Raw genomic sequence first — 13,708 nt, forward strand, 5'->3', positions numbered from 1 at the left:
GATCACATCTGTGGATGTCCTGCAAATCCTCCTACAAATATCCCAATTAGTGCTGAGAATAGTCCAATAATAAAATAGATTATAAAAAGTGCCGGAATAGAAGCAAATGCAAACTTCACCATAAACCAGACAAGATCCCAAAAGGGGATCTTAAGTCCCGTAATTATTACCTCTTTTTTCTCTTGTGGCATTTGAGTCTCTTCAGCCATAGCTACTCCTCTATACATGATCGCACATTATATCCGCGGGGAAATTCTGGATGAACAAGCTCATCTCCCTTGAGTTTCCACTCACCCTTCTTCACAAGAACATAGCCTATTTTGTTGGTTTTATCAAGGCATAAAATATTTTTGCCCTGCTCAAAGGCTGCTTTGACCTCTTTGATATGGTGCATACGCCAACTGTAGTGTGCAAGCAAAGCCGCAAAGAGTACAACTCCGAGGGTTCCTAGCACCTTTTTGGCATTGAGATCAACAAAGGGACGTGTCACAACAAAAGCAGCGATTGCCATAATAAATAGAGCTATGAGGATATACACAAGCTCTTCTCGCAAAAAATCAACCACCATATCTCCTCTCCCACTCATAAAATGCGTCACTAAAATATTTGATACGCTCTTTTTTAAACTCCCTCGTTGAGTAGAGATAGCGATAATCACGTGGCTTGATCTCTTTGGCAATCTCCTCTACCACCTCTTCTACCTCCTCTTTGCTCTTTCCATGCACCATGCTAAAGAGACTATATGGCCAATTGGGATATGTGGGACGCAAATAGCAGTGACTCACGGCTTTATAGGCTGCGACTTTTTCTCCTATCTCTTCGGCTTTTTTTTCATCCACATCCCATACTACCATCGCATTGGCGCTAAACCCTGCTTTGCGGTGACGTAAAATAGTAGCAAAACGGCGCATATATCCACCCTCTTGCAATCTTTTAGCCTCCTGCGCCAATGTATCATAATCGATACCAAGTTCCTCTACCACCTTTGCAAAAGGCTCATGCACTGCATCAATATCTTCTTGCAATAGTTTTATAAGGTTGTAGTGTAACGGAGTAAGATCAAATGATACCTTTTTCTTCTTCTCTACCTTCTCTTTTTTCTTCCCCATGCCACGAGGATCTAGCTGTACTTTGATTTTGAACATCTTTTTTGTAGGCAAGATAATATATTCTTGCGCATCACTCCTCTTTGCCAAAACTTCAACTGTCTTTTCCAATCCCAACTTACTATCTGGGGCAACAGCTATTGTAAACCATAGATTAAAATCGTGGTCTCTCTCATAATTGTGTGAAACTCCCGGATGGGTATTTATAAATGTTGCGGAACTTTCAATATCCTCTACTTTAAATGCAACTAAAGAGGAGCTATACCCTAATGATTTTGTATCAAAAATAGCAGAAGTTTGACGGATAATTCCCTCATCTTTGAATTTTTTATAAATGTCAAGCACTTTATCTTCACTTGTTTCTAATTGTGCTGCCAATTTGGCAAAAGGTCTTTGACAAATGGGAAACTCTTGCTGCAGTAATGTTATGAGTCTCTCTTCCATATCACTCCTTTTTGCCATTGTATATATTTTAACCTTGCAATACCTTGATATCTATCAAAAGCTCCCAGTTTTAGCTATGATACAATGTCGAAAAAGGAGTGATATGGGATATTTTCCAGCCTTTTTAAAACTGCAAAACAAAAAAGTTCTCATTATTGGTGGAGGCAAAATCGCAACTGATAAGCTCTCTCATATGCTCGACTTTACCAAAAACATTACTATTATCTCTCCTGATCTCTCATCATCTATGCAAGAGTTTATAGAGTGTCACAATCTCGCCTATCTTCCACGAAGATTCAAAAGTGGTGATACACAAGGTTTTTTTCTCGTTATTGTAGCAGTTGATAATATAGAAGTACAAAAAGAGGTATACCAAGAGTGCCAACAAAGTCGAACCCTTTGCAACGCAGTAGATAGCGTAGAGTATTGTGACTTTATCTTCCCCTCTTACATTAAACGTGGAGATCTTACAATCGCAATCTCTACAAGTGGTGCTTCTCCCGCTTTTGCCAAATATTTACGTAGAGCTATCGAAAAACTTCTTCCAGACAATCTCGAAGAGTTTTTGGATGAACTCAAAAATCTTCGCAAAACTCTTCCAAAAGGAATAGAGCGAATGCAACTGCTTGATAGCAAAGCAAAAGAATTTATACAAAAACTCTTTAAGGAAAAATAATGTATAGCAAAAAGATTCTTTGGGCGATCTTCTTTACATTTTTGTTTGTGAGTCTTGCACTTTTTTACCAAAATCTTCCAGCTCCTAAAAATAAGCGTGTATATGAGCAGATTTTGCCCTATTTTCCCTACACTATCCAAAAAGAGCTTGGTGGTATCGATATTGTAGATAAAAGAACCGGTAAAGATCTCAATATCGATAATGTGAAAGTTTATGTAGCTTTTGATGAACTGCTAAGAAAATGGGGCAAAAAACACCTCTTGCTCAGTGGCGATATCCTCGTCATTCTTGATGACAATGGACATCCTGTCAAAAAAATCCAACTCAATCAAAAAGAGCGGGAATGGGTAAAGAAATTTTTTGGACTCTAAGATTATGGCATATCAAGATATTTGATAAGACCAATACCCTTATGTACTATTTCCGGAAATGTTAATGTCTTGGTACCACCATATTTGAGTCGAAAAACATTGAGTGCGTCACTGTTTCTCACAGGGATCAGGTCGTCACCCTTTGGCCCTTGGAGGCGACTGCCAAACACATAGATTGCACCTTCTGCTCTAATCCAATCACCACTGATGTAGTCTTTTACCATCAACTTTTTAAAATCGGTCTCTTTTGTTACATTATATTCAGGAAACTCATATGGACGCAGATAAAAATAAAACATCGATTTTGGACAGCAAAAGAGAACTGTTTTACCATTTGCAAGCTCTATTTTTGCTTGAAACTTTGGATATTTGTTGACATCAATATGATAGACAGGATCTTTGACAACCTTAGCAAAAAGTGCAACAACAAACAAAATAAGCACTGCTATACGTCTCATAACCCCTCCTCTTATAAAAGATCTCGCTTTTTGAAAAAGTAATATCCAAGAGCTGCAAAGAAAAAACCTACAAATAGCGGATAAAAAATTGCATACAAAATAAATGGCGTATGTCCAAAATTATCAAGTAAAAAGTACGCTACTGGCCCCATCACAGTGAGTTCCGGATCAAATAGGCTCATAGCCCCTACCCGGAACACTTCTAAAGGATTGAGCAGCGCAATCGAGATGATCACCTCATCACTCCACCTATTAGCAAGCATAAGTCCAATCAGCGCAATATCCAAAAATGCAAGAAGTGTAATCCAGACAACAAAGCTAGCCCCCAGGGCTACATCATGTGATTTTACAATGGTAGAGATAAAAAAGGCTATTCCCAAGAAGGCAGCACACATACTAAACAAAAAAGCACTGTAAACCAAAAGCATTTTCCATGGTAACTCGCCACCCTTAAAGACTCCCCAAATCACACCCAAAATAAGCGCTAAAAAAACGGGAACAAAAACAATAAAAAATCTGCCAAGCATTTTCCCCCAGTAGTACTCTTTCAATGAAACAGGAAAGGAGAGCATATATTCTAGTATCGCACTCTCTCTATCACCAGAAATCGACTTCACTGTTGTAATGAGGATGAAAATCGGCAAAATTACAATTGTTACTTGCATATAAACAAGAAGTAGTCTGCTAAGCCCAGTAAAACCCATCACAACACTATCGGTAATGCCTGTAATGAAAAAAAGAGCCATCAAGCCACCAAAGACCAGCAAATAGACAAGAAACCACCGACTTCTTGTGGATTCTTTGATATCGAGTTTAGAAATGAGGAATAGATTTTTCAATGTTGCTCCATATGCATTTTGTGCATTTTTCTTTTTTTGATCGTTTTTTCCATCTCTTCATAACTAAGTCCTTTATCCCCTGCCTCACTTGGCAAAAGTGCTCCATATCCAAAATCCATAGGAGTAGTATAGCCTTTGACATAGCGGGCTTTTTTCGCATCAATCCACTTCCCAGTTTTCGCATCAGTAATCCATACTTTGACAATGTGGATATCTGGATGAGACCGCTTCCAAAGCACATAACATCCGATATCATCAAACCTGTATACCTTTTGATGATCATCTACAGCCTGTACTGCAAATTTTCGCTCACTGATAGCCATTTTACACCGATCACATAGATCCCGATCCCAATGAATCGGTGGTGGCTCTTTGGTATAGTCTTTTTTTGAACATCCTGCTATAAAAAAAGCTCCTATGACCAATAACTGTGCCAGAAAAAAACTCCAAACTTTAAACCCTCTCATCTTCCACCACCTTTCCAAGATCCATATAGATCTTTCTATTGATTAGTGACTCCACCTCTTCCAATCGGTGCGTTATGTAGATCGTCGTCACCTTTTGATCAAGTTCCTCAAGCAAGCTATAAAATCGCTCTCTCGCCTTTGGATCGAGATTTGCCGTAGGCTCATCAAAGATTAAAATATCACTATTTTTCGCCAAAGCAATGGCAATGAGCATCTTTTGCTTCATCCCTCCACTGAGTTTAAAAAAGGGCTTGGATAAGTTCTTCTCCAAAGCAAGATCCATCTTTTTGGCCTCTTGCTCGATAGACTCTCTTTTCACACTAGAACTTTTTGAGACATACTCCATCAGTTCTATGAGACTTAGTTTGATAGGAGGAGGAGTTTGGGGAATGAAGCTGATATGATGCAAAACGTTTTGCCGCTCTTTGATAGGGTCAGATCCGTTGACGCGAATAGATCCACTATCAAGATGGTAAAATCCCAAAATGGAGCGTACAAGCGTTGTCTTTCCGGCTCCATTGGGACCCATCAAAGCAATCTTGTCACCATCTTCGATGGTTAAATCGATCTCATCTAATACATTGACATCTAAAAATCGTTTGGTAGCTTGCCGTACTTCTATCATACAAGATTCTTCAATCGGAATTCGAAGTTATACGCATCCTCATGACACACATCAAAACATCTTGCACACATTATACAATCGCCATCTTTAACGAACTCTTTAGTGATTCCTTTTTCTTTACGCTCTGGATCATATTTCGCTTTGAATCGTTCAAGAACATGCTCTTCAGGACAAGCGATAAAACAAGCTGCACAGTGATCACACTTTTCCATATCCCATTGGACTTTCATAGGGCTCACCCATCCCAAAAAGCTATAGGTGGTTCCTATCGGACAGACATATTTACACCATGCTCTTCGTGAATAGAAGATCTCTATGAGTAAAATAACAAGTACCCAAACAATTGCGAGACTCCATCCATACACAATGAAGCGGCTGAGTATTCCCACTGGATTGATCACTTCAAAAACCATATATCCATCGATTGCTGCAGCAGCAAGAAAAATGGCCCAAAAGATATAGCGTACTCGGGGATTGAATTTGTGCTCTTTAATGATATGTTTGCTGACCAATTTTTGATGAAAATACTCCCCGATTTCACTCAAAAGCCCATAGGGACAGACCCATCCACAAAATGCCTTTCCCCCAACAAAAAAATAAAAAGCCACAATAGTCGAAACCCCTATGATGATGTTGGTATGGACATGATGCTCTGCAGCCAAGATCTCCAATGCTGCAAAAGGATCGATCAAATGAAAGCCCAAAAGCCTTGAGCCTGTGAGCGTCCCCTCTAGAAACTGTATATCGATGTGATACGAGAGGAAAAAGACTAAATTGATAATGATAATACTCAGCCATCGCCAAAAACGCCATGTGGGACGAATTTTTCCCTCTCTTGTTTTATAATAGAGTGTTGACCATAAGGGAGCACCTATGATTTCCCGTACACTCCAGTTATATCTATCCACGTCCTCCCCCTTACTGTGCCTTTTTGAGTTTTTGGGCAAATGATGCGATTTCTGCTGCTAATGATTCAAGCTCTTTATCGCTCAGCTGTTGCAAAAGACCATACATTACATAGTTTTTACGTTTACCAGATTTAAAATCTTTGAGTGCTTGCAAAATTTCCTCTTTACTTTTACCAATAAGTTTTGGCCCAACTGCACCACCACCGTTGATACCATGGCATGATGCACAGTTTCTTCTATAAGTAGCACTCACTTCAAATGCACTCATGCGCCCTGCTTTCTCTTTGAGAACTTTCAGCTTTTTCTCCTCTTCGCTCTCTTCAGCTTTTTGTGGCTTTTGTGTTGGTGTCGGTGCTACCGCCTTTTTCGCCATAGGCACCTCAAGTTTACTTTTTTGGATAATCTCATGAATCATCTGCAATCTATTTACCTCTCTATCAAGCTTTGCCATATAAAGAATTGCCCATACCGTAAGAGCTGCTGCTATCGCTGCTATGATATGTCGTATCATTTTTGATCCTTTTGTCCATTTTGCTCAAGAAGTTGTTGCACCTTTTTATTAAATGCTGCTATCTCGTCTGCAAGTTTTTTTAGCTGTGCATCACTCAAGCGTCTCACGAGTTGTACCATGAGAACATTTTTTCTCTTGCCTGATTTGAAATCTTGCAATTGCTTGTAAATATAAGCACCATCTTTACCTAAAAGCGATGGTCCAATAACTCCATTTGCATAATCATCATGACAAGCTGAGCAGTAGATGAGAAAATCTTTACTCAATTTATTTGCCCATAGGGAGATCTGCACCTTTTGATAGTTATTGACCACATGACGATATGCGCCTAGTCTTGTATATCTTCCTTCATCCTCAACTCCCTCTTTTTGCTTTTTTTCTTCATTGTAAGAGTAATAAAATTCTCCCTTGTCAAGAGATTTCTTCTGCACTTTTTGCTCTTTGACTACACCCTCAGTTATTTTAATCTCGCCCTTGACTGCAGCCTGTTTTTCCTTTTGTTCTTTCTTTTCGCTACACCCACTCAACGCAAAAAGCAAGATGAGTGCGATTAAACTACTACCTATTTTCATCATAATTAAGCCTTTTTCCCATAAACCTCATCATAGGTTTTTCTTGGGATTATTTTGAGTACATCTGTAGGACAGAGCTCTACACAAGCCCCACACCCTACACATTTGCTTCTAATTTCTGGAATGTAACCATTTCCCTTTTTCACCATTCCTATAGCTAAAGATTGCTCAGGATAAGGACAAAGATCTGCACAAATTGTACACTGCTTACCAACATAACTTTCTACTTTTTTCAAAAGCTCCACTTGCAGTGTTCGCTTTTCACTCGGATTTGGAATATCAAAGACTTTTTTCTCTCTGCGCTCAGCTGGAGTCAAAACTTTTGTATGTTCAAATATGAGATCCCTCTCGCTCTTTGGAACCGGTTTGTTATTGAGGGCAAGACATGCACTCTCATTTGCAATGACAGCTACACCCATGTGTGTTTTGCGCACATCATCGGCATCTTCATGTTTGAGTGCACCACTTGGGCAAGCTAAAATACATGGCAATGCTCTGCAAAGATAACAGCCTCTTTTGTCTGGATCGATATATGCTGTCCCAAGTCCAGCTTTGCCATTAACATCTTCCAACATGATCGCATCGTAAGGACACACTTGCAAACACTGCCCACATTTAATACATAAAGCTAAAAATTGGTGCTCTGGCATTGCTCCTGGGGGACGCAGTGGTGACTCTTCGCGTTGTAGCAACTCTTTTCCACCCCATACAGTACCAGCAGCAGCCAGACCAAGAACACCAAGTCCGATCATCTGCTTTACAAACTCTCTTCTTTTTTTGTCTTTCATGATACCCCCTCTTCATGCATTAGCGGCTTAGGATCTGTAAGCAATTTAATAGGCTCTGAAAAAGGTGCCAGTTTATACAAAAAATTCAAAATACTAATAACCGGTGATCCATAAAAAAATCTGATGTTTGGATTGAGAAGCCAAAGCTTATCTGCATAATAGTAGAGCGTATAGGGCACATCGCCAATCCCATCACCATCTTGATCAAAACCTTGATAGTCATCCCAGTAGTTTTCATACCATTTATTCATAACTGTATGAATGCGCCCTTGACCCGAATCGTCATAGACATTCTCCATATTGCCTTTGAAGACATTCTGTGTAATTTCATTATCAGTACTCAATGAATGAAAATGCATCCCTATGGAGTTATATAAAATCTTGTTTCCAACAATTTTGTTGCTTTGCCCCGGCTCAAAAGGGGATCTATCGATATACATTCCTTTCGCACAGTAAAGAATTGTATTGTTGCTTATTATAAAATTTGAAGCATCTTTGAGCCCTATTCCTATACCGGTTGTACCCAAAGAGCTCATAATGGTATTGTTCTGTGCAATGGTGTCTCGCGAGTACATAAAAAATATCCCGACACTATTGTGCTTATAGATATTTTTGCGCACAATATTTTTCCCTGCGTACATAAAATGCAAGCTATAGCGACCATACTCTCCGATATTGCCTTCAATGAGATTACCATGGCTGTACCAAACCACAAAATCTCTCGATTTAAATAGATGATTATTTTTTAAAACATTATCATTGCTATACCATAGCCTCACCCCATCACCACGAATGCCAAGAGGAAAAGGCTTTGAAGTGATATAGTTTCCGATGATTTTTGAATTTTTAACATTTTGCAAATCTATGCCAAAGAGGGAGTCAAGAATTTTGCAGTTGCGTATCTGTACAAAGGCAGCATCTTTTACTGAGATCCCAGCATCAATCTTTTCGTGCTCTTTTCCGCTATTGCGGATAGTGAGATCTTGCAAAATTACATTGGAACTGCGAATCTTGATAACAGTCCCTCTCCCTTCCCCATCGATAATTGTATCGTGCCCCACTAGCATGAGCGGTTTATCTATTGTAATAGAACCTTTGAGCACACCTTTTGGCAAATCCAATCTAGCCCCTGGTTTTGCTCTGTTGATCGCCTCTTGCAATATATTGGCGTGCAAAATAGCTCCGATACATACTAGCAAGGCAACTCTGCGCATTAAGCCTCTTTTTGTTTGAGATACTTGTTTTTTGAAATGATTGCTAAAAGCGTAAAGGCACTAATTGCCAAAAGGAGCCAAAAACCGATTGTAGGATAGGAGTGGGTGGTAAACTGCGCCACCTTTCCATCTCCAAAAACTGTCGGCATAAATGGCTTGATCTTAAATGCTCCCCAGTCGTGCATGTGGTGCCCAAACCAGTAAAGCCAGTAAGCGTAAAATCCTAAGAAAATCAGAGGCAGTGCCACTGCTATCCACATAATGTAATTAAGCCATTTCCAATCATAAAGAATAAACAGGACATATACAAATGCTAAGAGCACTAATACATATGGCGCGATCATTCTTAGATAGGGAGCACCCCTTTCCATCGGATCCATACCGATAAAGTGGTTAATCGTATTCATCTCATGCACATCACCGCTAAAACCATCAAAATGGTAATACACAGGAATACCTTCAGGAAATGCATCTTTTGGATAGTTGGGAGCTTCAAGGGATACGTACCAAATCGGTGCGCTTGCTACGCCTATTTCAGCATTGTACTCTATCATTTTTTTAAGAATCGGATTTTTGTTTTTATCTAGCGCTTCAGGTGGTGTATTAGGACTTACGTAACGTCCTTTCATATAGTAATCCCACACTTTATAGGCTATTGGAGGAATCTTATCCGCCTTACCTTGCTTTGCCAAATAGTTTACATCATGGGTTAAAACTGCAGGAATTACGAACCAGTACAGCAGTATTGCTAGCGCTATGAGAGCGTAGATTTGATACTTCTTCATCTTCTCTTCCTTACATTGTGTAATGAGAATATCTTACCACTTTTTTTACTAATTCTTTATGATATATATCAAAAATTATCAAATTTTATTTTTATTATTAGGATTAATTATTAAATAAAGTGCGGCAACATCGTAGCTCGAGAAAACAAACAATAAAAATAACCTTGAAATAACATATATTAAGAGGCCAAAAGGCCCCTTATGCATTAAAAGAGATTGGCGTTTTCGTCAACCCACTTGAGGTATTCGATGATATCTTTGATCTCTTGATCGCTCATATGCTGATTAGGCATGCGGAGGTTGAAGTAGTCGATCATCGCTTTGACATATGGATCATTATATTTACTAGCAGGATTTTTGATAAATTCTGCCACCCATTTTTCACCGTTTTCATGGCGTTTGAGAACACCTACAAGGTCTGGTCCAGAGCTTACTTTACCAATTACGTGACATCCGTTACATCCACCCTCTGCAAATGCAGCCTCACCACGTTTTGCAGCCTCACTCATTGGAGTTGCAAGTTTTTTCACAAGAAGGTCTTTTGCTCTAATTCCAACATCAGCAGTTTTTACAAGATATTGCCATGCTTGGTATTGGAAGTTGATCGCAGTTTCAATGTCACCTTTTTTGAGTGCCTCTTCAGCTTTTTTCTCTTCAGCTGGCACTTTATTGAACTGATCCATAGCATCTTCAACGAGCTGTTTTACAACAGGATATTTTTCATAGTGGTTCTCTTTGAGGAATTTCACTACACTTTGGATAACTTTTTTGGTAGCCTCGTTGAGTTTGACAGTTTTTTCATACTCTTTCATGAGCTGTTCTTTGCTCATTTTTTTGAGTTTGATCTTTTTGACAGATTTATATTTTTTATTTGGATCTTTTACAAGCAAGTAACCCATCATCTCAAGGTGCAATGCAGAACAGAACTCTGTACAGTAGTAAGGGAACACACCTTCACGGTCTGCTTTGAATGTCACAGCTACAGTCTTTCCAGGCTCAAGTGATGCATGAACGTTGTACCAGTCCACTGTAAATCCATGTGTCTCATCTTCTGCACGCTCAAGGTTTGTGAGATAGAATGTGACAATATCACCTTTATTCACAGTTACGTGCTCTGGGTTGATATGGCTTCTAACAAGCGTACCATATACATAGACATGATTACCTTTGCGAACAATTTTTTCTTGTCCAGCAAGAGTTTTTCCTTTATGGGTTTTTCCGGTAAATGGGTTGATTCCCATTGGATAACGCACTTCTGGATGGAGCTTGCTTGCGCGAATAGCAACTGCTTGGTGTGGTTCACCAAGTGGCACCGGCATATCGTAAAGGAGTTTCATCTTTTTCCCGCTTACATCGATTAACTGGTGGTTTTGTGGATGGAGTGGTCCGATCGGGTTGAATCTATCGATTGCCAATTTGTTAAGGGCAATAATATACTCGCCTTGCGGATCTTCAGTTTTTCCTTCCATACCACAGAGGTGTCCAATGTTATAGTTTACATTTACCCTATCTTTTACTTCACAAGTGAGATAGTTCCATTTAACTACTTGTGAGTCAACATAGAGTGAAGTATAGATTTCCCCCTCTGTTTTCCATTTTGGTCCAAACTGATTGTGAAGTGGTCCAAGGCCAAGCTCTGCTTGACAATGCATAGCTTTTTTCATATCAATAATAGGAATACCATATGGATCTTTACCCGCAAAATCGTGATTTTTCACCGCATTCATAATCTTTTTGAAGTCATACACAGTTGCATGGGTATCAAGCTTACCACATACTACAATGTAGCGTCCATCTGGGCTTACATCAACACCATGTGGTGATTTTGGCTCTGGAATGAGGAAGAGACAATCATTTTTTACTGCAACCTCTATAGGAATAACTTTTATTCCATTAATAATTTTCACATTTTTAGGATCTTTTGCAAGTTCAGCAAGTTTTCTCCAATTGTACACATGCAGATAGTCAGTGTCATTACGGCTCATCCCCGCTTCAAATGGAGGAAGACCTTTTTCAATACCACCTGTATACATTTCTGAGTTGAATGAGTTAGTAAATCCCCAGCCATAACTCATCTCTTTACCCGCATCACTCAAATCTTGCATATATGGCGGCATCTCAATGACGAATGATTCATCTTTAATGATGCGACCATTTTTATGATCAAATTTCCAACATGTCACCCCACCACGATAGACATCAGCATACTCTTCCATCGGATGGTACTCATTATCAAAAGGTGCACCATATTGACACGCTTCTAGGATATATTCACTATTTGGTGTAAAGAATGCTCCACCATGATCAGATTTGAAAACAGGGTTTACAACTATTTGCTTTGTCACAAAGTCTTTGAGATCGATAATAGCAATTCTTGGGTTTGCTTTATCGTTGATTGCTAGCCATTTTCCATCATACACACCATTAGTTTCAGAAAGTGCTGGATGGTGCGTATCACCCCATGTTATCTGCTTACCTCTGTATTTCCCTTCAGCCAAAACTTTTTTTGTATCATCATCATATCCCCAACCTTGCCAAGGTTCTGGAGTAAAAACACCAATGAACTTTAATATACGCATCGATGGTACACCATAGACCATAATCTGCCCAGACTGCCCTCCGGAACTAAATACAATATATTTATCCCTTCCTCCAGATGGGGTATAGGTTTTTGCTGCCGCAAGAATATCGTCTTGCGTCAACCCACGCTCTTTCATAATTTTTTCTAACTCACCTTGTGCAAATGAAACAGTAGAAACCAGTCCCGCCGCCGCCATAAGGCTTATCAGCCTTTTCATGACTTGATACATCGTTTCCTCCTTTTATAAGCGATTAACGCTGGGTTAACATTTACCAATTATAGAAGTAATTACTTAAAAAGAATCTTAATTTTTTAAAATTTTTATAAATAAATGAAGGGATCCTTATAAATCAAACCTTCGTTTAAGCTTGGAATAGCATGTTTATAACCTTTTGAAACATCCAAGAAATGCGGTAGTAGCGCTAGCTTAAAAACAAGAATACACAGGAATATTTTAAACTTATAGTAATTTTAATAATTGATATTATATATACAGATAGTATTGATTCGCTTTTATCTCCTTCTTTTCCGCATTCCTAGGGATTTTTATTAATCTTCATAAAATTTGAAACTCTATTTCATAATCTAAATTTTTTTCAAACCAGTTAAGCGTATCGCGAAGTTCAACTACTTTTCCGACTACTATGAGTGCAGGAGTAGGAAGGTCTTTTGCTTTTTCGTAGATATCTTCTAATGTACCGACAACAGTTTTTTGCTCAGGTGTTGTTCCTTTGGAGATAACTGCAATTGGATAGTCTTTAGGTTTTCCAATTTCGATAAGCTTCTTTGCTATTTCGTCAAGATTGTGCAACCCCATCAAAAAAACGATAGTATCATCACTTTTGAAATTTTGCCATGGGATTTGGCTTACCTCTTTATTGGGAGCCTCATGACCCGTAACTACACGAAAGCCAACACTTACACCTCTATGCGTTACAGGAATTCCTGCATATGCAGGGACACTGATAGCTGAAGAAATTCCAGGAATTACCTCAAACTCAATTCCACGTTCACGCAAATATTTCCCTTCCTCACCACCTCGTCCAAAGACAAAAGGGTCACCTCCTTTAAGACGCACCACAACATCTGCTTCTAAAGCCGCTTCATAGATAACTTGATTGATTTGCTCTTGGGGAAGAATGTGTTTGCCATCCTCTTTGCCAACATAGATAAATTTACAACCATCTTTTGCCATTTTGAGGATTTGGGGATTAGCAAGCCTATCGTAGATAATTATATCTGCCTCTTTAATTACACGTGCTGCTTTAAGTGTTAAAAGCTCGATATCACCAGGTCCTGCTCCGGTGAGATAGACTTTCCCCATTACGCATCCTTTTTTCATAAATTATGATATTTTCTCCAG

The 13,708-nt window shown here is 39.1% G+C and carries 17 protein-coding genes; 2 read left to right on the forward strand and 15 right to left on the reverse strand.

The window, feature by feature from the left end; translation table 11 throughout:
* Positions 1-2: 2 nt before the first annotated feature.
* Genes JG734_RS08830 through JG734_RS08840 form a run of 3 tightly spaced genes read right to left on the reverse strand, consistent with a single transcriptional unit; the run spans position 3 to position 1,550 of the window.
* Positions 3-209: a hypothetical protein gene (locus JG734_RS08830; RefSeq protein ID WP_201332927.1), complete on the reverse strand. Its 207-nt coding sequence runs from the start codon at positions 207-209 to the stop codon at positions 3-5.
* Positions 210-211: 2 nt separating this feature from the next.
* Positions 212-565, reverse strand: a complete 354-nt coding sequence (locus JG734_RS08835; RefSeq protein ID WP_201332928.1) for a hypothetical protein — start codon at positions 563-565, stop codon at positions 212-214.
* On the reverse strand, positions 558-1,550 hold the full coding sequence (locus JG734_RS08840; RefSeq protein ID WP_201332929.1) for an Lrp/AsnC family transcriptional regulator: 993 nt from the start codon (positions 1,548-1,550) through the stop codon (positions 558-560). The genes JG734_RS08835 and JG734_RS08840 overlap by 8 nt, the downstream gene beginning before the upstream one ends.
* A 103-nt stretch (positions 1,551-1,653) precedes the next feature.
* Here JG734_RS08840 and JG734_RS08845 point away from each other — a divergent pair, with 103 nt between their 5' ends.
* Positions 1,654-2,226 carry a bifunctional precorrin-2 dehydrogenase/sirohydrochlorin ferrochelatase gene (locus tag JG734_RS08845; RefSeq protein ID WP_201332930.1) on the forward strand — a complete coding sequence of 191 codons (573 nt, stop codon included), beginning with the start codon at positions 1,654-1,656 and terminating at the stop codon, positions 2,224-2,226.
* Positions 2,226-2,597 carry a hypothetical protein gene (locus JG734_RS08850; protein ID WP_201332931.1) on the forward strand — a complete coding sequence of 124 codons (372 nt, stop codon included), beginning with the start codon at positions 2,226-2,228 and terminating at the stop codon, positions 2,595-2,597. The genes JG734_RS08845 and JG734_RS08850 overlap by 1 nt, the downstream gene beginning before the upstream one ends.
* A gap of 2 nt (positions 2,598-2,599) precedes the next feature.
* On the opposite strand, the gene JG734_RS08855 is transcribed toward JG734_RS08850, so the two are convergent.
* The 12 genes from JG734_RS08855 to cobA form a co-directional block, all read right to left on the reverse strand.
* Complete coding sequence (locus JG734_RS08855) at positions 2,600-3,055, reverse strand: nitrous oxide reductase accessory protein NosL (protein WP_201332932.1); 456 nt, start codon at positions 3,053-3,055, stop codon at positions 2,600-2,602.
* Between the two features lie 11 nt (positions 3,056-3,066).
* The gene (locus JG734_RS08860) at positions 3,067-3,894 is read right to left on the reverse strand and encodes an ABC transporter permease (RefSeq protein ID WP_201332933.1); all 828 of its coding nucleotides are present in this window, start codon (positions 3,892-3,894) and stop codon (positions 3,067-3,069) included.
* Positions 3,891-4,361, reverse strand: a complete 471-nt coding sequence (locus tag JG734_RS08865; RefSeq protein ID WP_201332934.1) for a hypothetical protein — start codon at positions 4,359-4,361, stop codon at positions 3,891-3,893. Before JG734_RS08865 ends, JG734_RS08860 begins: the two co-directional genes overlap by 4 nt.
* The gene (locus tag JG734_RS08870; protein ID WP_201332935.1) at positions 4,348-4,986 is read right to left on the reverse strand and encodes an ABC transporter ATP-binding protein; all 639 of its coding nucleotides are present in this window, start codon (positions 4,984-4,986) and stop codon (positions 4,348-4,350) included. The genes JG734_RS08865 and JG734_RS08870 overlap by 14 nt, the downstream gene beginning before the upstream one ends.
* Positions 4,983-5,894, reverse strand: coding sequence for a NapH/MauN family ferredoxin-type protein (locus JG734_RS08875; protein WP_201332936.1), 912 nt, complete (start codon positions 5,892-5,894; stop codon positions 4,983-4,985). Before JG734_RS08875 ends, JG734_RS08870 begins: the two co-directional genes overlap by 4 nt.
* Before the next feature lie 10 nt (positions 5,895-5,904).
* On the reverse strand, positions 5,905-6,405 hold the full coding sequence (locus tag JG734_RS08880) for a c-type cytochrome (protein ID WP_201332937.1): 501 nt from the start codon (positions 6,403-6,405) through the stop codon (positions 5,905-5,907).
* Positions 6,402-6,980 carry a hypothetical protein gene (locus tag JG734_RS08885; RefSeq protein WP_236586918.1) on the reverse strand — a complete coding sequence of 193 codons (579 nt, stop codon included), beginning with the start codon at positions 6,978-6,980 and terminating at the stop codon, positions 6,402-6,404. Before JG734_RS08885 ends, JG734_RS08880 begins: the two co-directional genes overlap by 4 nt.
* A gap of 2 nt (positions 6,981-6,982) precedes the next feature.
* Complete coding sequence (locus JG734_RS08890; RefSeq protein WP_201332938.1) at positions 6,983-7,765, reverse strand: 4Fe-4S dicluster domain-containing protein; 783 nt, start codon at positions 7,763-7,765, stop codon at positions 6,983-6,985.
* Complete coding sequence (locus tag JG734_RS08895) at positions 7,762-8,979, reverse strand: nitrous oxide reductase family maturation protein NosD (RefSeq protein WP_201332939.1); 1,218 nt, start codon at positions 8,977-8,979, stop codon at positions 7,762-7,764. Before JG734_RS08895 ends, JG734_RS08890 begins: the two co-directional genes overlap by 4 nt.
* On the reverse strand, positions 8,979-9,764 hold the full coding sequence (locus tag JG734_RS08900) for a cytochrome C (protein WP_201332940.1): 786 nt from the start codon (positions 9,762-9,764) through the stop codon (positions 8,979-8,981). The genes JG734_RS08895 and JG734_RS08900 overlap by 1 nt, the downstream gene beginning before the upstream one ends.
* Positions 9,765-9,970: 206 nt before the next feature.
* Positions 9,971-12,574, reverse strand: coding sequence for a Sec-dependent nitrous-oxide reductase (gene nosZ / locus JG734_RS08905; protein WP_201332941.1), 2,604 nt, complete (start codon positions 12,572-12,574; stop codon positions 9,971-9,973).
* 327 nt (positions 12,575-12,901) lie between these two features.
* Entirely contained in the window at positions 12,902-13,669 is a 768-nt protein-coding gene (cobA, locus tag JG734_RS08910; RefSeq protein ID WP_201332942.1) for a uroporphyrinogen-III C-methyltransferase, read from the reverse strand.
* Positions 13,670-13,708: the final 39 nt, after the last annotated feature.

The sequence above is a fragment of the Nitratiruptor sp. YY09-18 genome (assembly GCF_016593235.1).
Classification (GTDB): domain Bacteria; phylum Campylobacterota; class Campylobacteria; order Campylobacterales; family Nitratiruptoraceae; genus Nitratiruptor.